This is a genomic window from Pseudomonas sp. GW821-FHT11G12, from assembly GCF_058808055.1.
Window position 1 is genome coordinate 176,873 of record NZ_JBXARH010000007.1, and the last position, 19,964, is coordinate 196,836.

The 19,964-nt window shown below is 58.4% G+C and carries 24 protein-coding genes; 5 read left to right on the forward strand and 19 right to left on the reverse strand.

All coding sequences use genetic code 11. The features are described from left to right. Positions 1 to 218: 218 nt before the first annotated feature. The 11 genes from AC1RR7_RS20915 to ccoN (AC1RR7_RS20965) form a co-directional block, all read right to left on the reverse strand. On the reverse strand, positions 219 to 407 hold the full coding sequence (locus tag AC1RR7_RS20915) for a hypothetical protein (RefSeq protein WP_102622554.1): 189 nt from the start codon (positions 405 to 407) through the stop codon (positions 219 to 221). 149 nt (positions 408 to 556) lie between these two features. Further along, positions 557 to 964, reverse strand: coding sequence for a type II toxin-antitoxin system VapC family toxin (locus tag AC1RR7_RS20920; RefSeq protein WP_493158331.1), 408 nt, complete (start codon positions 962 to 964; stop codon positions 557 to 559). Continuing rightward, positions 965 to 1,219 carry a type II toxin-antitoxin system Phd/YefM family antitoxin gene (locus tag AC1RR7_RS20925; protein WP_065259746.1) on the reverse strand — a complete coding sequence of 85 codons (255 nt, stop codon included), beginning with the start codon at positions 1,217 to 1,219 and terminating at the stop codon, positions 965 to 967. Positions 1,220 to 1,390: 171 nt separating this feature from the next. Beyond that, on the reverse strand, positions 1,391 to 2,374 hold the full coding sequence (gene ccoP / locus AC1RR7_RS20930; protein WP_096822486.1) for a cytochrome-c oxidase, cbb3-type subunit III: 984 nt from the start codon (positions 2,372 to 2,374) through the stop codon (positions 1,391 to 1,393). Beyond that, entirely contained in the window at positions 2,371 to 2,556 is a 186-nt protein-coding gene (locus AC1RR7_RS20935) for a CcoQ/FixQ family Cbb3-type cytochrome c oxidase assembly chaperone (RefSeq protein WP_003175465.1), read from the reverse strand. Before AC1RR7_RS20935 ends, ccoP (AC1RR7_RS20930) begins: the two co-directional genes overlap by 4 nt. A 5-nt stretch (positions 2,557 to 2,561) precedes the next feature. Then, the gene (gene ccoO, locus AC1RR7_RS20940; RefSeq protein WP_007905434.1) at positions 2,562 to 3,170 is read right to left on the reverse strand and encodes a cytochrome-c oxidase, cbb3-type subunit II; all 609 of its coding nucleotides are present in this window, start codon (positions 3,168 to 3,170) and stop codon (positions 2,562 to 2,564) included. Then, the gene (gene ccoN, locus AC1RR7_RS20945; RefSeq protein WP_085711942.1) at positions 3,170 to 4,612 is read right to left on the reverse strand and encodes a cytochrome-c oxidase, cbb3-type subunit I; all 1,443 of its coding nucleotides are present in this window, start codon (positions 4,610 to 4,612) and stop codon (positions 3,170 to 3,172) included. The genes ccoO (AC1RR7_RS20940) and ccoN (AC1RR7_RS20945) overlap by 1 nt, the downstream gene beginning before the upstream one ends. 481 nt (positions 4,613 to 5,093) lie before the next feature. Continuing rightward, positions 5,094 to 6,047, reverse strand: a complete 954-nt coding sequence (gene ccoP, locus AC1RR7_RS20950) for a cytochrome-c oxidase, cbb3-type subunit III (RefSeq protein WP_102622551.1) — start codon at positions 6,045 to 6,047, stop codon at positions 5,094 to 5,096. Continuing rightward, positions 6,044 to 6,241: a cbb3-type cytochrome oxidase subunit 3 gene (locus tag AC1RR7_RS20955; protein ID WP_085609010.1), complete on the reverse strand. Its 198-nt coding sequence runs from the start codon at positions 6,239 to 6,241 to the stop codon at positions 6,044 to 6,046. Before AC1RR7_RS20955 ends, ccoP (AC1RR7_RS20950) begins: the two co-directional genes overlap by 4 nt. Before the next feature lie 3 nt (positions 6,242 to 6,244). Further along, positions 6,245 to 6,853 (reverse strand): cytochrome-c oxidase, cbb3-type subunit II, encoded by a 609-nt coding sequence (gene ccoO, locus AC1RR7_RS20960; RefSeq protein ID WP_007960355.1) that lies wholly within the window; start codon positions 6,851 to 6,853, stop codon positions 6,245 to 6,247. A gap of 10 nt (positions 6,854 to 6,863) precedes the next feature. After that, entirely contained in the window at positions 6,864 to 8,288 is a 1,425-nt protein-coding gene (ccoN, locus tag AC1RR7_RS20965; RefSeq protein ID WP_007960356.1) for a cytochrome-c oxidase, cbb3-type subunit I, read from the reverse strand. Between the two features lie 95 nt (positions 8,289 to 8,383). Between ccoN (AC1RR7_RS20965) and AC1RR7_RS20970 the strand changes: the two genes are divergently transcribed. The 3 genes from AC1RR7_RS20970 (at position 8,384) to AC1RR7_RS20980 (ending at position 11,932) form a co-directional block, all read left to right on the forward strand. Continuing rightward, positions 8,384 to 9,061, forward strand: a complete 678-nt coding sequence (locus AC1RR7_RS20970; protein ID WP_493158332.1) for an alpha/beta family hydrolase — start codon at positions 8,384 to 8,386, stop codon at positions 9,059 to 9,061. 888 nt (positions 9,062 to 9,949) lie between these two features. Next, positions 9,950 to 10,309 carry a DUF6124 family protein gene (locus AC1RR7_RS20975; RefSeq protein WP_493158333.1) on the forward strand — a complete coding sequence of 120 codons (360 nt, stop codon included), beginning with the start codon at positions 9,950 to 9,952 and terminating at the stop codon, positions 10,307 to 10,309. Between the two features lie 348 nt (positions 10,310 to 10,657). Continuing rightward, on the forward strand, positions 10,658 to 11,932 hold the full coding sequence (locus AC1RR7_RS20980; protein ID WP_493158334.1) for an RES family NAD+ phosphorylase: 1,275 nt from the start codon (positions 10,658 to 10,660) through the stop codon (positions 11,930 to 11,932). A gap of 209 nt (positions 11,933 to 12,141) precedes the next feature. On the opposite strand, the gene AC1RR7_RS20985 is transcribed toward AC1RR7_RS20980, so the two are convergent. The 3 genes from AC1RR7_RS20985 to AC1RR7_RS20995 form a co-directional block, all read right to left on the reverse strand. Continuing rightward, positions 12,142 to 12,498 carry a DUF6572 domain-containing protein gene (locus AC1RR7_RS20985; RefSeq protein WP_493158335.1) on the reverse strand — a complete coding sequence of 119 codons (357 nt, stop codon included), beginning with the start codon at positions 12,496 to 12,498 and terminating at the stop codon, positions 12,142 to 12,144. Between the two features lie 22 nt (positions 12,499 to 12,520). Beyond that, entirely contained in the window at positions 12,521 to 12,916 is a 396-nt protein-coding gene (locus AC1RR7_RS20990) for a DUF6572 domain-containing protein (protein ID WP_493158336.1), read from the reverse strand. A 72-nt stretch (positions 12,917 to 12,988) separates the two neighbouring features. Continuing rightward, positions 12,989 to 13,183: a hypothetical protein gene (locus tag AC1RR7_RS20995; protein ID WP_493158338.1), complete on the reverse strand. Its 195-nt coding sequence runs from the start codon at positions 13,181 to 13,183 to the stop codon at positions 12,989 to 12,991. Between the two features lie 470 nt (positions 13,184 to 13,653). Between AC1RR7_RS20995 and AC1RR7_RS21000 the strand changes: the two genes are divergently transcribed. Next, on the forward strand, positions 13,654 to 14,013 hold the full coding sequence (locus tag AC1RR7_RS21000; protein WP_493158340.1) for a DUF6124 family protein: 360 nt from the start codon (positions 13,654 to 13,656) through the stop codon (positions 14,011 to 14,013). Positions 14,014 to 14,089: 76 nt separating this feature from the next. Here AC1RR7_RS21000 and AC1RR7_RS21005 read toward each other — a convergent pair whose 3' ends face one another. The 3 genes from AC1RR7_RS21005 to inhA form a co-directional block, all read right to left on the reverse strand. After that, complete coding sequence (locus AC1RR7_RS21005) at positions 14,090 to 15,655, reverse strand: methyl-accepting chemotaxis protein (protein ID WP_493158341.1); 1,566 nt, start codon at positions 15,653 to 15,655, stop codon at positions 14,090 to 14,092. Between the two features lie 102 nt (positions 15,656 to 15,757). Continuing rightward, positions 15,758 to 16,549: a CPBP family intramembrane glutamic endopeptidase gene (locus AC1RR7_RS21010; protein WP_096822475.1), complete on the reverse strand. Its 792-nt coding sequence runs from the start codon at positions 16,547 to 16,549 to the stop codon at positions 15,758 to 15,760. Between the two features lie 133 nt (positions 16,550 to 16,682). After that, positions 16,683 to 17,369 (reverse strand): isonitrile hydratase, encoded by a 687-nt coding sequence (gene inhA / locus AC1RR7_RS21015; protein WP_273540412.1) that lies wholly within the window; start codon positions 17,367 to 17,369, stop codon positions 16,683 to 16,685. Positions 17,370 to 17,457: 88 nt separating this feature from the next. Here inhA and AC1RR7_RS21020 point away from each other — a divergent pair, with 88 nt between their 5' ends. After that, the gene (locus AC1RR7_RS21020) at positions 17,458 to 18,441 is read left to right on the forward strand and encodes a GlxA family transcriptional regulator (RefSeq protein ID WP_493158343.1); all 984 of its coding nucleotides are present in this window, start codon (positions 17,458 to 17,460) and stop codon (positions 18,439 to 18,441) included. Here the strand turns inward: AC1RR7_RS21020 and AC1RR7_RS21025 are convergent. Together AC1RR7_RS21025 and AC1RR7_RS21030 are read right to left on the reverse strand one after the other, a co-directional pair. Next, complete coding sequence (locus AC1RR7_RS21025; RefSeq protein ID WP_493158344.1) at positions 18,410 to 19,309, reverse strand: alpha/beta fold hydrolase; 900 nt, start codon at positions 19,307 to 19,309, stop codon at positions 18,410 to 18,412. The two genes, AC1RR7_RS21020 and AC1RR7_RS21025, sit on opposite strands and share 32 nt — an antisense overlap. A gap of 12 nt (positions 19,310 to 19,321) precedes the next feature. After that, a complete protein-coding gene (locus tag AC1RR7_RS21030) occupies positions 19,322 to 19,954 on the reverse strand; it encodes a BRCT domain-containing protein (RefSeq protein WP_273540407.1) in 633 nt (210 codons plus the stop codon). Positions 19,955 to 19,964 lie beyond the last annotated feature (10 nt).

Genomic DNA, 19,964 nt, shown 5'->3' on the forward strand with positions numbered 1-19,964 from the left:
CGGCCGGGGTCAAAAAGGGGTGTTGCGGTGGCGCAATGATACGCCTGTCATGCCGACGAACGGGTGCGACCTTTGGTCGCGTTGGGGAAAAATCTTGAATGGTGTAGCGAATGTAACAAAGCATGATGCAGATCAATTGACTATAGACGATGGCTGCTGCTGAGATCGCGACGGCTTTCTGTAGAAGCGCAGGCATTGCCGTCGCTTTTATCAGTCGGTCACGGCAAGCGGCCGCCGCCAAGGCTGTCGATCCCGCCGGTGCTGCGTTTTCTGTCGGCGCCGGCTTCGCTCACGACGGATCGCGCTTGTCGTCTCAGGTTGGCGCTGTCGTTCGCATCATTTTGTGACGTTTGTTCGCCAGCCTGGATCGTCTGATCAGTTTCCAGATTCTGATGTTGTTCTGTCATTGCATAGCTTCCTTGCCAGATGAGTCGTGAAGTCTTCATGTACAGCACAACGGCTGCAGGGGGACGTTATCGCTTGCCAGCAAATGTGCCCATCGAATTTCAATTGCGAGATGTGAAGCTGCGATGCTTCCTGCTGAGGTACGGGCCTTTCAGTCCCACGGATTGATGAGCGCAACGCCACTGGATTCAAAATCGGCGACGTTGCGGGTGACCACCGTCAGCCCATGGACCAATGCCGTCGCGGCGATCAAGGCATCGCTTTCATTGGCCTGATCCGGCACATGAAGGCGGGCGCAGCGTAGGGCGACGGCGGCATCGACTGGCAGGATTCGCGCATCGAAGGCCGGCATCACATGACGCTTGAGCCAGGTGCGCAGGACTTTTCCCTGAATCGGGTCGCGTCGCTCCATGCGAAGAACGCCGGTCTCCAGTTCCTTCAAGGTAATGGCCGAAATAAACATACGAGGGGCAATGACAGATCTGGCCCAGGCGACAACGTTTTTGTCGGCCTGGGGTTTGCGCAGTTCAGAAATCACATTGGTGTCGAGCAAATACATTCAGGACAGATCCACGGGGCGGTGAGTGATCACGGCACGCTCGGTTTCGAACTCGATGTCTGCCGCTTCCGGCATGACCAGCAGATCGACGATGCTCGCGTTGAGGCCGGTGAGTTTTTCGTACTCCTCAATGCTTAGCAGTACGTGGGCGGGCTTGCCACGATCAGTGATGATTACCGGCCCGTTGCGCGTGGCTTTTTTGGCACTGCTTGTGTCCTGATTGAATTCGCGGCTGGAAATGGTGGTGATGGCCATCATTGCGACCTCTCCTGAAGAAGATTTGTAGCAACGTTACTACCGCGTGCGATCCCCCACAACCTGGAAAGCCTGTCGAGCGCAACCACTGGTCGGCCCATCAAAGGCCAGAGACAAAAAGGCCCCGCCAATTCTCATTGGCGGGGCCTTTTTTTGCTTCAAGCGTTGGCCTTACTGCGCCTCGGCTTCCGCTGGTTTTTCACCATGGGACAGGCTGTAAACATACGCCGCCAGCAGGTGAACCTTGTCGTTGCCTTGCAGTTGTTCCTGGGCAGGCATCTGGCCCTGACGGCCGTAACGGATGGTCTGCTGCAGTTGCGCGAAGCTCGAACCGTAGATGAACGCGGCCGGGTGAGTCAGGTTGGGTGCGCCCATTGCTGGCGTGCCTTTGCCTTCCGGACCGTGGCAGGCCACGCAGTTGGTCGCGAACAGTTTCTGGCCGGCAACCGGGTCAGCCTTGGTGCCTTCCGGCAGCTTGCGGCCATCGAGGTTGGTCAGCACGAATGCCGCCACGTCGGCCACGCCTTGCTCACCGATCACTTCAGCCCAGGCTGGCATCACGGCGTGACGACCGCCCATGATGGTGGTCTTGATGGTTTCCGGCTCGCCGCCCCAGCGCCAGTCGGCGTCGGTCAGGTTAGGGAAACCATAAGCGCCCTTGGCGTCGGAACCGTGGCAGACCGAGCAGTTGGAGGCGAACAGACGGCCGCCCATCTTCAGGGCTTGCGGATCCTTGGCCACTTCTTCAATCGGCATGGCGGCGAACTTGGCGAAGATCGGACCGAACTTGGCGTCCGAACGAGCCATTTCCTTTTCCCACTCGTGAACGCCGGTCCAGCCGGTCTGACCGTTGGCGAACGCGGTCTGCTTGTCGTTATCGAGGTAGTTGTAGCCCGGCAGCAGACCTTTCCAGTTGCCCAGGCCCGGGTACAGCACCAGATAACCCAGAGCGAACACGATGGTGCCCACGAACAGCATGAACCACCATTTCGGCAGCGGGTTGTCGTACTCCTCGATCCCGTCGAAGGAGTGGCCGACCGTCTCGTCGGTCTGCTCGGCGCGCTGACCCTTGCGGGTCGACAGCAACAGCCAGGTCAGGGAAAAGATCGTACCGAGACTGAGGACTGTGACGTACAGACTCCAGAATGTAGTCATTCTTTGTTACTCCTAGAAGCTTGCTCGACGTGCTTGATGGCTTCGGGATCATCCGCGAAGGGCAGCAAGGTCGCGTCTTCAAACTCCGACTTGCGCTTGGGGCTGAACACCCACAACGCCAGACCGATGAAGGCAACCATCACGACAACGGTGCCCAGGCCTCGAATCATCCCGATATCCATCTAGATCACCGTTTGCTTTTGATGATGGTGCCCAGGCCTTGCAGATAGGCCACCAGCGCGTCCATTTCGGTTTTACCCTTCACAGCGTCTTTTGCACCGGCAATGTCTTCGTCGGTGTAAGGGACGCCGAGCGTGCGCAACACTTCCATTTTCTTGGCCGTGTCTTTGCCGTCGAGCTTGTTTTCCACGAGGAACGGGTAAGCCGGCATTTTCGACTCAGGCACAACGTTGCGCGGGTTGTACAAGTGCGCACGCTGCCAGTCGTCGGAGTAACGACCGCCGACACGGGCCAGGTCCGGGCCGGTACGCTTGGAACCCCACAGGAACGGGTGATCCCAGACGCTTTCACCGGCGACCGAGTAGTGGCCGTAGCGTTCGGTTTCGGCACGGAACGGACGGATCATCTGCGAGTGGCAGCCGACACAGCCGTTGGCGATGTAAACGTCGCGGCCTTCCAGTTCAAGGGCGGTGCGCGGCTTCATGCCTTCGACCGGCTTGTTGGTGACGTCCTGGAAAAACAGCGGAACGATTTGGGTCAGGCCACCGACGCTGACGGCGATGACCATGAAGAAGGCCAGCAGGCCAATATTCTTCTCGACAGCTTCATGCTTCATCAGTGAGCTCCAACTACGGCGATCTTGGCGGCGGCTTCAGCTTCAGCCGGGTCCGAGGCGCGAACGGTGCGCCACACGTTGTAGGCCATCAGGAACATGCCGCTGGCGAAGAACGCACCGCCCAGGGCACGAACGATGTAGCCAGGGTGGCTGGCCTGCAGCGCTTCAACGAACGAGTAGGTGAGGGTGCCGTCGTCGTTGATTGCACGCCACATCAGGCCTTGAGTGATGCCGTTGACCCACATCGAAGCGATGTACAGCACGGTACCGATGGTCGCGAGCCAGAAGTGCGCGTTGATCAGGCCGACGCTGTGCATCTGCGCGCGGCCGAACAGTTTCGGGATCATGTGGTAGATCGCGCCGATCGAGATCATCGCTACCCAGCCCAGAGCGCCGGCGTGTACGTGGCCGATGGTCCAGTCGGTGTAGTGCGAGAGCGAGTTGACGGTCTTGATCGCCATCATCGGACCTTCGAAGGTCGACATGCCGTAGAACGCCAAGGAGACCACGAGGAAACGCAGGATCGGGTCGGTGCGCAGCTTATGCCAGGCGCCCGACAGGGTCATCATGCCGTTGATCATGCCGCCCCAGCTTGGTGCCAGCAGGATGATCGACATCGCCATGCCCAGCGATTGGGCCCAGTCCGGCAGCGCGGTGTAGTGCAGGTGGTGCGGGCCGGCCCAGATGTACAGGGTGATCAGTGCCCAGAAGTGCACGATCGACAGGCGATAGGAGTAGATCGGACGTTCGGCCTGTTTCGGCACGAAGTAGTACATCATCCCCAGGAAGCCGGTGGTCAGGAAGAAACCCACGGCGTTGTGGCCGTACCACCACTGGATCATCGCGTCGGTCGCACCGGCGTAGGCCGAGTAGGACTTGAAGAAGCTGACCGGCAGCGAGGCGTGGTTGACGATGTGCAGCATCGCGGTCACGACGATGAACGCGCCGTAGAACCAGTTACCCACGTAGATGTGCTTGGTCTTGCGCTTGGTGATGGTGCCGAAGAACACCAGACCGTAGGTGACCCAGACAATGGCCAGCAGAATGGCGAGGGGCCATTCCAGTTCCGCGTATTCCTTGGTGGTGGTGTAACCCAGCGGCAAGGTAATGATCGCGCCGACGATGACCGCTTGCCATCCCCAGAAGGTGAAGGCCGCGAGGCTGTCGGAAATCAGTCGCGTCTGGCAGGTTCGCTGCACGACATAGTAGGAAGTGGCAAACAGTGCACAACCACCGAAGGCGAAAATCACCAGGTTTGTGTGCAACGGGCGCAGGCGTCCAAAGCTCGTCCACGGCAGGCCGAAGTTCAACTCCGGCCAGACCAGTTGCGAGGCAATGAAGACACCGAGCCCCATGCCAAGGATCCCCCAGACCACCGTCATGATGGCGAACTGGCGGACTACCTTATAGTTATAAGCAGTCGGACTGATTGCTGTGCTCATTCTAAGGTTCCACGGTTTGGGTGTTTTATTAGGATTAAAATCGGCCGCAAGTATGTAGAAAGCAGGGGGTCAATGCAACGCGCCATGACCTGGGTCAATGCTTTCCAACGCTGATTCTGCGGCCTTTCCATGCGCCGCGTAAGGACAAAATTGCCCTCGGGCAAAATGTCGCAGCGGACGAAAAAAGCGAGGGGTCCCGGTCGGATGTAACGGGGTGTGTTCGAACGCTCGGTTCGGGTGACGGACGGTAATCGGCACGACAGCCGGTATCTACCGGCCTTTGCGGCCATGTCAGTCAGCCGATTCGTTCAACGCCTCGCTCAGGGTCGACCTGGAACCGGCACGGGCCAGTCCGCATCGAGCAAGCGTAGACCCGAATCCGGGTAACCGAAAGGAGAGGGGGTGAAGGGGTGCGACAATGCGTCGCAAAGGGACTGGAAACTGCCGCACTGGAAACGTGCGGCAGTGTTGTACGCAATGATTACTTTTTATTGTCCTCAGTAATCAGTTTTTCTGTATTCAATCCATGGCTCAAGCTGTACACATAAGCCGCCAGCAATTGCACTTTATCGTTACCCAGCAGCTCGTTCTGAGCTGGCATGTGGCCCTGACGACCATGGCGAATGGTCTGTTCAAGTTGGGTCAGGCTGGTGCCATAGATGAATCCGGCCGGGTGCGTCAGATTCGGCGCACCCATGGCTTCAGTGCCCTGGCCGGTTGCCCCATGACAGGCTACGCACATGGTGCTGAACGTTTGCTGTCCTGCTTGCAGGTCGGCCTTGTTGTCCGCCGGCAGTGGCAGCCCGGCCAGTTCGTGACGCACGTACGCCGCGACGTTTTTCACCCCGGCCTCACCGAGCGACTCGCCCCAGGCCGGCATCGCCGCGATCCGGCCACCCATGATGGTGGTCTTGATCGTCTCGGCACTGCCGCCCCAGCGCCAGTCCTGGTCGGCGAGGTTAGGGAAGCCGAAGGCACCCTTGGCGTCCGAGCCGTGGCACACCGAGCAGTTGGAGGCGAACAGACGACCACCCATTTTCAGCGCCTGCGGATCCTTCGCCACTTCTTCCACCGGCATCGCGGCGAATTTGGCGAAGATCGGCCCGAATTTGGCGTCGGCCTTGCTCATTTCCTTTTCCCACTCGTGGACGCCGGTCCAGCCGTCCTCGTAGCCGGGCAGGATGCCTTTCCAGTTGCCCAGACCCGGGTAGAGGATCAGATAGCCCACGGAAAACACCAGCGTGCCGGCGAACAGCATGAACCACCACTGCGGCAGCGGGTTGTCGTACTCCTCGATGCCGTCGAAGCTGTGGCCCATGGTCTGGTCGACGCTGCCCTTAGTCTCGCCCCGACGGGTGCCGACCAGCAGCCAGGTCAGGCCGATCAGGCTGCCGATGGTCAGTACGCAGATCCACGTACTCCAGAAGGTGGTCATGGCCGGGTACTCCTTGTTTCAGATGCTTGGGTTGGGTCGGGTTGCGGCTCGTCGGCAAACGGCAGCAGGCGCGCTTCGGCGAATTCCGGTGTGCGCTTGCGGTTGAACACCCACAGGGTCAGGCCGACGAAGGCCACGAACACCACGACCGTGCCGAGGCCGCGTATCAGCCCCGCGCTCATTTCAAAGACCATGGCTCACCTCTTGCTCTTGATCGCAGTGCCAAGCACCTGCAGGTAGGAGACGAGGGCGTCCATTTCGGTCTTGCCCTTGAGGCTGGCCACCGCACCGCTGATGTCGTCATCGGTGTAGGGCACGCCGAGGGTGCGCATGACCTTGAGCTTGGTTTCGGTGTGGCTGCTGTCGACCGGTTGGGTGACCAGCCATGGGTAGGCCGGCATTTTCGATTCCGGTACGACGTTGCGCGGGTTGTACAAGTGCGCACGGTGCCAGTCATCCGAGTAACGCGCGCCAACCCGGGCCAGGTCCGGACCGGTACGTTTCGAGCCCCACAGGAACGGGTGATCCCACACGCTTTCGCCGGCCACCGAGTAGTGGCCGTAGCGTTCGGTTTCGGCGCGGAACGGACGGATCATCTGCGAGTGGCAGCCGACGCAGCCTTCGCGGATGTAGATGTCGCGGCCTTCCAGTTGCAGCGCGGTGTAGGGCTTCATGCCTTCCACCGGTTTGTTGGTCACGTCCTGGAAGAACAGCGGGACGATCTGGGTCAGGCCGCCGATGCTCACGGCGAACACCATCAGCAGCATCAGCAGGCCGACGTTCTTTTCAATCGTTTCGTGTTTCATGGCGGACTCCTCAGGCCATCTGCGCGGCAGCAACGACGTCAGCAGGCTGCGAGGCCCGCACGGTGCGCCAGGTGTTGTAAGCCATCAGGAACATGCCGCTGAGGAAGATCGCCCCGCCAATCAGCCGCACGACGAAGCCTGGGTGGCTGGCCACCAGGGTTTCGACGAAGGAGTAGGTCAGCGTGCCGTCCTCGTTCACCGCACGCCACATCAGGCCTTGTGCAATGCCGTTGACCCACATCGAAGCGATGTAGAGCACGGTGCCGATGGTCGCGAGCCAGAAGTGCGCGTTGATCAGGCCGATGCTGTGCATCTGCTCTTTGCCGAAGATTTTCGGGATCATGTGGTACAGCGCGCCGATGGAAATCATCGCCACCCAGCCCAGAGCGCCAGCGTGTACGTGGCCGATGGTCCAGTCGGTGTAGTGGGAGAGGGCGTTCACCGTCTTGATCGCCATCATCGGACCTTCGAAGGTCGACATGCCGTAGAACGCCAGCGACACCACCAGGAAGCGCAGGATCGGGTCGCTGCGCAACTTATGCCAGGCGCCCGAGAGGGTCATCATGCCGTTGATCATGCCGCCCCAGCTCGGTGCCAGCAGTACCAGCGACATCACCATGCCCAGCGACTGCGCCCAGTCCGGCAGCGCGGTGTAGTGCAAGTGGTGCGGGCCGGCCCAGATGTACAGGGTGATCAGCGCCCAGAAGTGCACGATCGACAGGCGATACGAATACACCGGACGTTCGGCCTGTTTCGGCACGAAGTAGTACATCATCCCGAGGAAACCGGCGGTGAGGAAAAAGCCTACGGCGTTGTGGCCGTACCACCATTGCACCATCGCGTCGGTCGCGCCGGCGTACACCGAGTAGGACTTGGTGAAACTCACCGGCAACTCAAGGTTGTTGACGATGTGCAGGATCGCCACGGTGATGATGAACGCGCCGAAGAACCAGTTGCCCACATAAATGTGCTTGGTCTTGCGCTGCATGATCGTGCCGAAGAACACGATGGCGTAGGCGACCCAGACGATGGTGATCAGGATGTCGATCGGCCATTCCAGCTCGGCGTATTCCTTGGAGCTGGTGTAACCCAGTGGCAGGCTGATGGCCGCCAGCAGGATCACCAGTTGCCAGCCCCAGAAGCAGAACGCGGCAATTTTCGGCGCGAACAGTTGGGTCTGGCAGGTGCGCTGCACCGAGTAGAACGAACTGGCGAACAAGGCACAGCCGCCGAACGCGAAGATCACCGCGTTGGTGTGCAGCGGGCGCAGGCGTCCGAAGCTGGTCCACGGCAGGTTGAAGTTGAGTTCGGGCCAGACCAATTGAGCCGCGAGAAAAACCCCGAGCCCCATGCCGACGATGCCCCACACCACCGTCATAATGGCGAATTGGCGGACCACCTTGTAGTTGTAGGCGGTACTGATAGAAGTGTTCATGGTTCCCCATCCACGGTTCAGCCGAAGTGAGCGCGCGCAGAAAACGCCGCGAATCCTTCGCCTGGAGTTATAGGCAGACTAAAAGCGAGGCAAGCATGGACAAACAGCACAAGGCCAGTATTGACGGGGATCAATGGGCGCAGTACCTGCGGGATCACGGGTGGCTTTGGGATGCGGCTGTTGGTGAGGCTTCGGTGACGCTCATCCTCGCGCATGGGGCGGGGGCGCCGATGGATAGCGACTGGATGAACGATATGGCTGGGCGCCTTGCTGGGCTGGGGGTGAACGTGTTGCGGTTTGAGTTTCCTTATATGGCGCAGCGGCGGGTTGATGGGGTCAAGCGACCGCCGAATCCCGCGGGGAAATTGCAGGAGTGCTGGCGTGAGGTTTATGGCTTGGTGCGACTTCATGTCGCTGGGGTTTTGGCGGTTGGCGGGAAGTCGATGGGGGGGCGGATGGCCAGTCTGCTTGCCGATGAGCTTGGCGCGGATGCGTTGGTTTGTCTTGGTTATCCGTTTTATGCGGTGGGGAAACCGGAGAAGCCTCGGGTTGAGCATTTGGCTGCTTTGCAGACTCGGACGTTGATTGTTCAGGGGGAGCGGGATGCTCTTGGCAATCGGGACGCTGTCGAGGCTTACGATCTATCGCCGGGTATTGAGGTGTTCTGGTTGGCTTCTGGGGATCATGATTTGAAGCCGCTCAAGGTTTCCGGGTTTACGCATGAGCAGCATTTGGCTTTGGCGGCGGAGAGGGTTGCCGGGTTTCTTCGTTGAGGTTTGGTTTTGGGGTGTATATCCGTTGCTGCGGTTATGGCTGCTTAGGGTTCCGCCCTTACGGCGGGTCACTTTTGGCAAACGCCCCAAAAGTAACCAAAAGGTCTTGCTCCTACGTCCGGCCCGCTCGCTGAGGCTCGGGGTTCCTTCGCTCCGGGATTCATCCGGGGGGCATCGCCTACGGTTTGCTTCGCTGCACCTCCTCTCGATGTGTTTGGCTTCGCCAAACGGTCGCTGCGCTCCCACCCCCGGATAAATCCCTCCACTCAGCCTTCCGACGTCGCCCGTGGATCAAGATCAAAAGCTGCAGCCGAGCTAACGCTCATCCTGTTGAGTGGTTAGGAGCCGATTGAAGTGCTGTTCAAAACCTGAGTTCAACTCGGTATCCCACGTCGGCGTACCTCGCCCAAACACCTCCGTCAGTCCCCTCTCCCTCGGGGAGAGGGCTAGGGTGAGGGGTAAGGATTTCACTGACACACCACAAAAACTGAAAGCCCCCCAGCCCGGAATTTCCAGCGAATAAACACGATCGCGTCACCACGTTTAAAGTACACGAACCGTTACGCCATAAGGGCTACAACACCTTGCGTCGTTGCCTACGCGTACGCCAGAATCCGCCGGCTTACGCGGTTTGGAAAGGGCTATATCGTTTCCCTGTCACTGAAAAACAGTGATCGGGTTTGGTAGCCCGCTTCGAAACCGTCGTATGGCGTCACCATATGCAGTCCCTTGTTTGGGGCTCAGTTTTTTATGGTGGGCATGCGCGGGGCTCCTTTGTGAGCGCCGGGTTTCCCGTTTCGACCGGTCTACCAACCCGCGTATGGCCACCACCCTTCGTTTGGTAGCGAGGGTGATGGCTCCTCAATATTCGAAACTGGAGTTAAATCTATGTTCAAAGCCACACCAAACCCACCAGAAACTGATCCAACCCCTCACGACCCCGAGCTTGAGTCCCAGAAGACAAAAGAAGCCGCCGACCGCGCACTCGACTTTTACCTCGGCCCCGAAATTCCGAAGTACTTCCCACCCAAGGCCCGTCCCATCTACATGGTCGATCCCACGCTCGATGACGAAACACTGCTCGTCGAAGCCAGTGAGTCACTGTCGTCAGCCAACGCCATGGCCGGCAATATCGCCAACTCGGTAAAAGGCCCGGAACGCAAACCGCTGCTGGCGCTGCAACAGCTGATCATGTTGAACGAGCTGCTGGTAAATCGACTGCTGGACAGGCTGCGTTTGCCTCAGTAATCGCGATTAACGCCAATCCAAAACAAAAAACCGGATAGCTCTCACTATCCGGTTTTTTGTTATTAGCCATCCAATCAGCAGTCACATCTAGCTCCCCATCAGCGTTGCACAAGCAATAGGTCACCGAGGTCTTTGGGTTGGTGGTAGATGACCATGGTTAGCCCTGCTTTTGGCTGTGAGCTTCTATATCAGTGAGCAAAAGGGTGCTGGTAGGGGTGAGGGTTTGGCTTACTCGCAGTTTGGGACGGCGAGGGGACTTAGGGGGATCGGCACTTGGAGGGGCATTGAGCCAGTGCGATGATTTACTTAGCTGAGAACTCGCCTGACTGAGAACTATTGGAGTTGGATATGGAAGCGCAAGACGAGATGGTTTGCTACGGATGCATCGGGGATATTCACCTCGAAACTATCATCAAGGCTGAGGGGTTGAGCGGGAAGTGCCTGTATTGCAAAAAAAAACGCAAAGCTATTACGGTCAGCAGATTGGCTGATTTAGTAGAAGGCGTAATTCGTGAATTTCTCAGGCCAACCAATGATTTTGAAAGAGGCGACGATCTGTATTATTACGTCTCAGACCTTCTTGGCTGCCCGGATGAAGACGGTGAATTGGTGAAGGACGTATGTGCGGAACTCACCACATGTTCATTTGCGGAGCTAAAAGACGGAGGTGAGAGCCGTTTTAACGAAGAAGACCTTTTCCTTCCACGTGATAGGAGACCCGTTCAAGCCGAACGAAAGTGGAATGAATTCCGGACTGGCATCATGCACAAAAGCCGGTTTTTCAACCAAGGTGGAAAAGACTTTCTCACTTGGTTATTTGGCAATATCGACTCGTTTGAGACCTACAAGCGGTCAGATCCACTCAATCATGTCGTCCGTACCATTAAAGCTGATGACGATCTGGAGCTTTTTCGAGCCCGCCTCTGCGAGACTCCTGAGGTAACGCAGAAAATAGTCATGGATCCAGCATCACAAATGGCGGCACCACCGCGAGACCGTGCGGCCTCGGGACGAATGAACCCTGAAGGCGTTCCTGTGTTTTATGGGGCGTTTGACCGGGAAACCTGTATCGCGGAACTCAGGCCACCTGTAGGCGGAAGCGTTATCAGTGGTCAGTTTCGCTTAACGCGGGATGTTCGTGTGCTCGATTTTAAGGTTTTAGAAAAAGCGTATGAGCCCGCTTACACCAGTATGTTTGATCCTGATTATCGCCTAAAGCAGGACCGCAAAAAATTCCTCCGAATGCTTCACGAAAAAATTAGCAGTCCCGTTTTACCAAAACAAGAACGAGAGTATCTGACAACTCAAGTGATCGCAGAGTACTTGTCGACGCAGCATTCGCCGGCGATTGACGGTGTCATATTTAAATCGGCCCAGTACGAGGGTGGATTGAATATTGTGCTTTTTTCTCATGTTGTGGCTGTAGAGCTAGCTTTTGCCCCTTTAACACCATCCAGTCACCTGAAATTAAAAACTGCAGGGATTGAATATGTCCCAGGGACACTGATAGAACACCAAATCGGGAGTGTCGTTTTCACTCCCGCTTATGAGGTCGGAATAAAAGATGGCGAGCCCCGCCCTGTCATACTTGAATCCGATGATGACGACGATTGGGACTGGTGAAGAGTACCAAGGAGTTCCCACATCCTGTATTGCGGTAGAAAGGCTTTACAAAGCATTTACTACAATCATTGGATAGCTGGCTGACGAGCAGGAGTCAAAGGAAACATCCTCCCTCCAAAGGGCTTCAGCACTCAGTGGCTTTTACTCGTCATTCAGCACAGACAACACCTTGTATGGTGGGCGACACAAGTCGCCTGCCAGTAAACCAATCACATTTTGCGTATCGCTTCATCTGCTTTGAGAACGAACTCAAATCCGATACCTACCTCTTTCAAAACCTCGGTCACGCGATCAATGAACTGTTCGGCTTGCTCAGGCAGCTCGTACAAGCCGTTGATACGAATTTTCGGTTTTTTACCTTTGGACGGCGGATAGCTTTCGAGTATTTCGCCGCTCTCGATGAGCGCGATGTAGGTGTTGATCTTCTCTTGGAGCAACAACAGGTGCTCGCCTTGTTCGGCTTTGTCGCCCCACTGGAGGTGGTCGGTGATGACGAGTACGACGTTGTCGGGCTCCCACTCGGGTACGGCGATGATGTCGACGACTTTTGTTTCGGTGATAGACATGTCTGCTCCCTCAGAGGATCGATCAGCGTGTAGGGGCTGGATGTTTTGGAGTGGCGCCGCTGTCACTGATTGCGATTTTTGAATCCGCTTTGAGCACGAACTCGAATCCAATACCGGCTTCTTTCAGAGTCTGTGCAACGCGATCGATGAATAACACGCCTTGCTCGGGTAACTCGTATTTGCCTTGAACACGGATAACAGACGATTTGCCGAGTGCTCCGGGGATCTCGGTGTAGATTTCACCGCTTTCGATGAAGGCGATGTAGTTGTTGATTTTCTCCTGCAGCACTAGCAGGTGCTCGCCTTGTTCAGTCTTGTCGCCCCATTCGAGATGGTCAGCGATGCCCAGGATGATCTTGTTGTTGTCCCATTTCGGGATGCCCCACATGTCGATGGTTTTGGGGTCTGTTACGGGCATTTCAGTTCCTAAAAAACAAAAAAGGATAGCTCTCGATGATCGTTTTTTTGTTATCACCCACTCAATCAGCAGTTAAATCGCTCCGCCAACGAGCAATGAGCCTGACGAATTCAGCAACGCCGAATTCTGCTGCTTTGTAACAGCCAACTCGCCAGAGATCACAAATTCATCGAACGCTTTCTGTCCATCAACCACGGCTTGCCGGACATCAAGAAAACTCAGTTCATCGCGAACAGGTTTTCTGTCGTTCTTTCTGGTGGTGGTCATTGGTGTTTCCCGATTTTGAATTCTTAATGAGTGCGAACGATGGGGCCTGCTCCTTTGGTGCACAAGTCAGTCGATTCCGGTTTTGCTGTAGGTCGGGGAGGGCATAAACGCAATTTTGCGAGCGCGTTTAAAGTACACGAACCGTTACGCCATAAGGGCTACAACACCTTGCGTCGTTGCCTACGCGTACGCCAGAATCCGCCGGCTTACGCAGCTTGGAGAGGGCTATATCGTTTCCCTGTCACTGAGAAGTGACTGGGTTTGGTAGCCCGATTCGAGTTGTGGTTATTGCGACACCTTCAATGCTGTCTCTTTTTTGAGGTTCAGCATTTTATGGTGGGCATGCGTGGGGCTCATTCGTGAGCGCCGGGTTTCCCAATTCGACCGGTCTACCAACCCGCGCATGGCCGCCACCCGCCGTTTGGTAGCGAGGGTGATGGCTCCTATTTTTTCGAATTGGAGTTTTATTCATGTTCAAAGCCACACCCAATCCGCCAGAAACCGATCCAACCTCCAACGACCCAGCGCTAGAGTCCCAAAAGACAAAAGAAGCCGCCGACCGCGCACTCGATTTTTACCTCGGCCCCGAAATCCCGAAGTACTTCCCACCCAAGGCCCGTCCCATCTACATGGTCGATCCCACGCTCGATGACGAAACGCTGCTCGTCGAAGCCAGTGAATCACTGTCGTCAGCCAACGCCATGGCCGGCAATATCGCCAACTCGGTAAAAGGCCCGGAACGCAAACCGCTGCTGGCGCTGCAACAGCTGATCATGTTGAACGAGCTGCTGGTGAATCGATTGCTGGACAGGCTTCGTTTGCCGCAGTAGTCGTCAATTGCCGTAAATAACAAACAAAAAACCCCGGAAGCTTTCGCTGTCCGGGGTTTCTTTATTGCCAGAACAATCAGCGGTTAAACCGCTCCACCAACGAGTATTGCGTGTTGGCAGTCTTCGTCAGCTCTTCACTCAACAGCGCCGAGTTATGCGCCTGTTCCGAGGTCTGGTCCGCCAGTTCCGAGATGTTGCTGATGTTGCGGCTGATTTCCTCGGCCACCGCACTTTGCTCCTCGGTCGCGGCGGCGATCTGGGTGGTCATGTCGGTGATGTTGGCCACCGCTTCGCTGATGCCCACCAGTGCCTGATCCGCTTCCAGTACCCGCGCTACACCTTCTTCCGCCTGGCGATGCCCGGCTTCCATGGTTTGTACGGCGCTGGACGCAGTCTGTTGCAGCTTGGCGATCAGGGCGTGGATCTGGCCGGTGGATTCGCTGGTGCGTTGTGCCAGTTGGCGGACTTCGTCGGCGACCACGGCAAAACCACGGCCCATCTCGCCGGCACGCGCTGCCTCAATCGCAGCGTTGAGGGCCAGCAGGTTGGTCTGGTCGGCGATGCCTTTGATCACGTCGACCACGCCGCCGATTTCGTCGCTGTCCTTGGCCAGTTGGGTGACGGTCAGGCCGGTTTCACCGACGACGACCGACAGACGCTGGATGGCTTCGCGGGTTTCGCCGGCGATGTCGCGGCCGCGACCGGTCAGGCGATTGGCTTCCTGGGTGGCGTCGGCGGTGCGTTGTACGTGGCTCGCCACTTCCTGGGTGGTGGCGGCCATCTGGTTGACGGCGGTGGCGACCTGTTCGGTTTCCACGCGCTGGCGTTCCAGGCCGATGGAGCTGTTGTGCGCCAGACTGTCGGACTGTTTGGCCTGATCGGTCAGGTGCTCGGCGGTGTCCTGCAGACGGGGCAGGCAGGTTTTCAGGCGGGCTTCCTGGCTGAGGATCGACATCTCCAGACGCGCCTGGGCGCCACGGCTGTCGGTGTACATCTGCGCGATCAGCGGGTCGGAGGTGGTCTGCTCGGCCAGACGCAGCAGGCGCTTGAGCCCGCGTTGTTGCCATTGCAGGCCCAACAGACCCAGCGGCACCGACAGACCGGCGGCGAGGGCGAAGCCCCACTGCGAGTTCAGGGTGGCGCCGATCATGAAGCTCAACTGGCTGACCAGAATGAACGGCAGCCAGTCCTGCACAATCGGCAGCCATTTGTCGCTCGAAGGAATCGCCGACTTGCCCTGGTTGATGCGTTGGTAGAGCGCTTCGGCACGGCGGATCTGTTCGGCGGACGGTTTGACCCGCACCGACTCGTAACCGACCACCTGACTGCCATCGAACACCGGCGTTACATAGGCGTTCACCCAGTAATGATCACCGGTCTTGCAGCGATTCTTGACAATGCCCATCCATGGCAAGCCTTGTTTCAGTGTGCCCCACATGTGCGAAAACACCGCAGCCGGGACGTCGGGGTGACGAACCAGGTTGTGCGGCGCACGGATCAGTTCCTCACGCGAAAACCCGCTGATTTCGACGAAAGCGTCGTTGCAGTAGGTGATCACGCCCTTGGCGTCGGTTGTGGAAATCAACCGTTGCTGAGCCGGGAAAGTCCGTTCGCGTTGTGTAATGGGCTGGTTATTACGCATGGTTTTTCAATCCGCAAGGCTTTGAAAGGTTGTCGGCGGGGTCGGCGATTTGTTGAAGTTTTTTTTCATTTATAAGTACGGCGTCGCAAAACGGGGCTTGCTTCAACCTGCGAGCATCGGATAGGTGAACAGGCCGAAATGCAGCAGGTTCAGACCAAAGTGCGTCATGATCGCCGCGCCGAGCCCGCCAAAACGGTAGGCCAGACCATAGCTGACACCCGCCAGGCCCGCCAGCAACACCCATTGCCAGCCGGCGCCCACATGCACCAGGCCGAACAGCAGGGACGCCAGCAGCAGCGCGAGGTTTTCGCCGTAGGGCAAGTGTTTGAAATGCCGGCTGAGGCCGCCCTGTATATAGCCGCGAAACAGCGCTTCTTCGACCAGTGTCACCAGCAGCAGGTTGTTCAGCACCCACAGCCACGCCTGATCCGGCCATTTCGGCGCCCAGGTGATCATGCCCAGCAACACCGCGCCGCCCAGCGCCAGGATCACGCTCAACGTCAGTGCCAGTGCGGTGGCGTAAACGGTCAGGCGCAACGACCGCCGTGCGACGATCCATGGGCAGACCAGCAACAGCCAGAAGCCAATCAGCGGTTTGTCCAGATTCACGAACATCGAGAACGGCACGGCGTTGTCAGTGAAGCGCTGCGCCGGAATGGCCCGGCCGTTATAGAAGCCCGGCAGCCAGTGCAGGGCCAGCGCCACGGCCAGCACGATAAACAGGCCATGGCCGAGAAAACGCCCGACCGGCACGGTTTGCTGGCGCACGGCGTAACCGGCGAAAACCAGCAGTGCAATGGAGATCAGCGCCAGCCAGCCGAGCTGGCCAAAGCTCAGCGCCAATCCGTAACCAAGGCTGAGAAGCCCGAGATAGAGCCATGGCAGAGCTGTCATGGAAAGTCCTTGTGCACGATTTGTGGACAGGCTTTCTACACGGGTGGGGGCGAGGGGACAAGTGAAGGTGTAGGGGAAAACCGGGACGCAGGCCCTGTGGGTTGGTCCCCACAGGGCCTGTGCTGCGCACGAATCAGCGCAGATTGAGCTTCGCCGCCGCGCGCTCAGTGATTTCAGTGCGCAGTTTCAGCGAAGGCGCCGCACGTTTGCGCGCCTCATCGACAACAGCACTCGGCGCCGTCTCCGGGCTGCCCGAATCAAACGGCGGCGCCGGTGCATATTCCAGCTGCAACTGCACCAGTTGCGCCGTGTCGACGCCGACCAGTTCTTGCGCCAGCGTCAACGCAAAATCGATCCCGGCCGTGATGCCGCCCCCGGTAAACAGATTGCCGTCACGCACCACCCGATCCTTCACCGCAATTGCGCCCAGTGTCGGCAACAGATCGTGATAAGCCCAGTGCGTGGTCGCCCGTTTGCCCTGCAACAGACCCGCCGCCCCAAGTACCAGCGAACCCGTACACACCGATGTCACGTACCGCGCCTGCGCAGCTTGTGTCTTGATGAACGACAGCGTCTGCTCATCTTCCATCAACGGCCCGACGCCTGCGCCGCCGGGAACGCAGATCACATCCAGATCCGGGCAGTCCTCGAACGTGGTGGTCGGTTTCAGCACCAGCCCGGTGCTGGCGGTGACCGGCACCAGATCCTTCCAGATCAGGTGCACCTGCACGTCCGGCAACGAGGCCAGCACGTCATACGGGCCGGTCAGGTCGAGTTGCTGCACCTGGGGAAACAACAGAAAACCGATCTGCAACGCCATGATTCATCTCCGTGAAAAGGGGTGGACGGCTTCACTGTAGGCGCGTAGGTTTTGGCGCATACGCCAATCAGCCCACGAATTACGCCAAATGCCGAAAACCATCCACGTCCTCGCGTTCGCCAATGTGCAACTGCTCGATGTCACCGGGCCGCTGCAGGTCTTCGCCTCGGCCAACGACATTGCCCGCCAGCAGGGTCTGCCTGCGCCGTACGCGCCAACGGTGATTGCCAGCAGTGGCGGGGCGGTGAACTCTTCGGCCGGGTTGGCGATGCTGGCCGAGCCGTTGCCGAAGCAGCCCAGCGATACGCTGATCATCGCCGGCGGCTGGGGCGTGTACGCGGCCTCCGAAGATGTCGAGTTGGTGAGTTGGGTGCGTGAACATGCGAGCGGCTGCCGGCGCGTGGCTTCGGTCTGTACCGGCGCATTTCTGCTGGCGGCCAGCGGCTGGCTCGACGGTCGCCGCGTCGTCACCCACTGGACCCGCTGCGAGCAACTGGCACAGCAACACCCGCGCTTGCAGGTCGAACCGAATCCGATCTTCATCAACGACGGCCCGGTCTGGACCTCGGCAGGCGTCACCGCCGGCATCGACCTGGCGCTGGCCATGGTCGAAGACGACCTCGGTCGCGACATGGCCCTGGACGTCGCCCGGCAACTGGTGGTGTTCCTCAAGCGACCGGGCGGGCAGTCGCAATTCAGCGTGACGCTGTCACTGCAAAAACAGGGCAACCGCTTCGATGATTTACATGCGTGGATCGCCGAACACCTGACCTGCGATCTGGGCATCCCGACCCTCGCCGAACAGGCCGGCATGAGCGAACGCAGCTTCGTGCGCCACTACCGCGCCGACACCGGCCAGACCCCGGCGCGGGCCATCGAACTGATCCGCGTCGAAACCGCCCGCCGGTTGTTGAGCGATACGGGATTGCCGATCAAACGGGTCGCGGCCAATTGTGGATTTGGCAGTGAAGAGACGTTACGCCGCAGTTTTCTGCGGGCCATGGGTGTGACGCCGCAGGCGTATCGGGAGCGGTTTTCGGTCAGCGCTGGAGCAGATCCAGTAATGCCTTGAACGTCTCGCCCGGCGCTTCCTCAGGAATGTTATGCCCGACACCCGCCAGCACCCGCCGCTCATAAGGCCCGGTGAAGTGGTGCGCATCTTCATCGTCCGCCGGGGCCGGGCCAACGCCATCATCGGCACCGCACAGCGAAATCGTCGGCACGCCGATCGCCGGTTGTTTCTCCAGCGCCTGCTCCATCCACTCGAGCGCTGGATCGCCCGGCGCATACATGAAGCGATGGCGATAAGAGTGAATCACCACCTCAACGAAATCAGGGTTGTCGAACGCCGGTGCACTCAACGGATAACGCTCGGCGTTCCGCGCCCAGGTCGGCGACCACAACTGCCACAGCAACTCGCACAGCGCCCGACGATTCTGCGTCAGCCCTTCAACGCCACGGGGCGTGTGGAAGTAATACTGATACCAGTAGCGATGCTCGCTCTGCGGATCCAGCGGCTGGACCGAGTTCGGTATGTCTTGCAGGTTGTAGCCATCGCCCGTCACCAACTCACGCACGCGTTCGGGAAACAGCGCCGCAACGATGCACGCCGCCCGACCGCCCCAGTCGTAACCGCACAACGTCGCTTGCTCGATCCCCAGCGCATCCATCAGGTCCAGCAGATCCTGAGCCAGCGCCGCTTGCTGGCCGGAGCGCAGCGTGTCCGGGCTGTTGAAACGCGTTGGCCCATAGCCGCGCAGGTACGGCACGATCACCCGGTAACCCTTGGCGGCGAGGGGCGGAGTAATTTCGTCGTAGGCGCGGGGGGAGTAGGGGAAACCGTGGAGCAGGATGACCGGCGTGCCGTTTTCCGGGCCGTGATGCTCATAGGCGATGGTCAGACTTTCAGTCTTGCAAAACTGCATCACGGCTTGGGTCATCTCACTCTCCCGTTATCCGAACAACACCTTCTGCCAATGGTCTTCGCTGATGATGGCTATCGGCACGCCGCTGTCGCGAAGCTCAACGGCTTTCTTGATCTTGGTGCCGTAGCTGCTGTGAAGCCATTGATCATTACCGATGCTGCCCACCACCAGATAATGAATCTTTTTGCTGACAGAGCCCCCGATCAGTCCACCTCGCTCGACAATCAGCGCCTCACAATCCTTGCGGGGGCCGTAGGCCATGACACCGGTGAACAGAAAGACACGATCAGCACAGCTCAATGCTGGAGCAGGGTTGTCGAGAGGAAGAGAGGTTGAGGCAACGAAGGGTTGCTGTGCGCCGACTGGAAGACCTGCGAACTGATGAAGCATTTCCAGCAGTTCGACCGACTCTTCTGCATCAAGAACACCATCACTCAGCATGTCGGCGAGACGCTTATAAAGGATGTTGACGACCGGATCACTCAGATGGATCAAGTGCGATTCAATCCAGCTCTTGAGAAACTCAGCCTCCTGCTGATTGATCTTGCCGTCCGCTGCAAGCCCGGCGGCGATTCCAGCCAGCGCGTCGACGGAGCGACGGTCGATTCGGGCCTGATGAAAGAAACTGCTGTTCTGAAACTCCTGATGCAGATCGACCATTACGCTTCTC

Bases quoted from the DNA above. Each gene is read 5' to 3' on its own strand.
- AC1RR7_RS20915 (WP_102622554.1), bottom strand. From the start codon at position 407: ATGACAGAACAACATCAGAATCTGGAAACTGATCAGACGATCCAGGCT.
- AC1RR7_RS20920 (WP_493158331.1), bottom strand. From the start codon at position 964: ATGTATTTGCTCGACACCAATGTGATTTCTGAACTGCGCAAACCCCAG.
- AC1RR7_RS20925 (WP_065259746.1), bottom strand. From the start codon at position 1,219: ATGGCCATCACCACCATTTCCAGCCGCGAATTCAATCAGGACACAAGC.
- ccoP (WP_096822486.1), bottom strand. From the start codon at position 2,374: ATGACTACATTCTGGAGTCTGTACGTCACAGTCCTCAGTCTCGGTACG.
- AC1RR7_RS20935 (WP_003175465.1), bottom strand. From the start codon at position 2,556: ATGGATATCGGGATGATTCGAGGCCTGGGCACCGTTGTCGTGATGGTT.
- ccoO (WP_007905434.1), bottom strand. From the start codon at position 3,170: ATGAAGCATGAAGCTGTCGAGAAGAATATTGGCCTGCTGGCCTTCTTC.
- ccoN (WP_085711942.1), bottom strand. From the start codon at position 4,612: ATGAGCACAGCAATCAGTCCGACTGCTTATAACTATAAGGTAGTCCGC.
- ccoP (WP_102622551.1), bottom strand. From the start codon at position 6,047: ATGACCACCTTCTGGAGTACGTGGATCTGCGTACTGACCATCGGCAGC.
- AC1RR7_RS20955 (WP_085609010.1), bottom strand. From the start codon at position 6,241: ATGGTCTTTGAAATGAGCGCGGGGCTGATACGCGGCCTCGGCACGGTC.
- ccoO (WP_007960355.1), bottom strand. From the start codon at position 6,853: ATGAAACACGAAACGATTGAAAAGAACGTCGGCCTGCTGATGCTGCTG.
- ccoN (WP_007960356.1), bottom strand. From the start codon at position 8,288: ATGAACACTTCTATCAGTACCGCCTACAACTACAAGGTGGTCCGCCAA.
- AC1RR7_RS20970 (WP_493158332.1), top strand. From the start codon at position 8,384: ATGGACAAACAGCACAAGGCCAGTATTGACGGGGATCAATGGGCGCAG.
- AC1RR7_RS20975 (WP_493158333.1), top strand. From the start codon at position 9,950: ATGTTCAAAGCCACACCAAACCCACCAGAAACTGATCCAACCCCTCAC.
- AC1RR7_RS20980 (WP_493158334.1), top strand. From the start codon at position 10,658: ATGGAAGCGCAAGACGAGATGGTTTGCTACGGATGCATCGGGGATATT.
- AC1RR7_RS20985 (WP_493158335.1), bottom strand. From the start codon at position 12,498: ATGTCTATCACCGAAACAAAAGTCGTCGACATCATCGCCGTACCCGAG.
- AC1RR7_RS20990 (WP_493158336.1), bottom strand. From the start codon at position 12,916: ATGCCCGTAACAGACCCCAAAACCATCGACATGTGGGGCATCCCGAAA.
- AC1RR7_RS20995 (WP_493158338.1), bottom strand. From the start codon at position 13,183: ATGACCACCACCAGAAAGAACGACAGAAAACCTGTTCGCGATGAACTG.
- AC1RR7_RS21000 (WP_493158340.1), top strand. From the start codon at position 13,654: ATGTTCAAAGCCACACCCAATCCGCCAGAAACCGATCCAACCTCCAAC.
- AC1RR7_RS21005 (WP_493158341.1), bottom strand. From the start codon at position 15,655: ATGCGTAATAACCAGCCCATTACACAACGCGAACGGACTTTCCCGGCT.
- AC1RR7_RS21010 (WP_096822475.1), bottom strand. From the start codon at position 16,549: ATGACAGCTCTGCCATGGCTCTATCTCGGGCTTCTCAGCCTTGGTTAC.
- inhA (WP_273540412.1), bottom strand. From the start codon at position 17,369: ATGGCGTTGCAGATCGGTTTTCTGTTGTTTCCCCAGGTGCAGCAACTC.
- AC1RR7_RS21020 (WP_493158343.1), top strand. From the start codon at position 17,458: ATGCCGAAAACCATCCACGTCCTCGCGTTCGCCAATGTGCAACTGCTC.
- AC1RR7_RS21025 (WP_493158344.1), bottom strand. From the start codon at position 19,309: ATGACCCAAGCCGTGATGCAGTTTTGCAAGACTGAAAGTCTGACCATC.
- AC1RR7_RS21030 (WP_273540407.1), bottom strand. From the start codon at position 19,954: ATGGTCGATCTGCATCAGGAGTTTCAGAACAGCAGTTTCTTTCATCAG.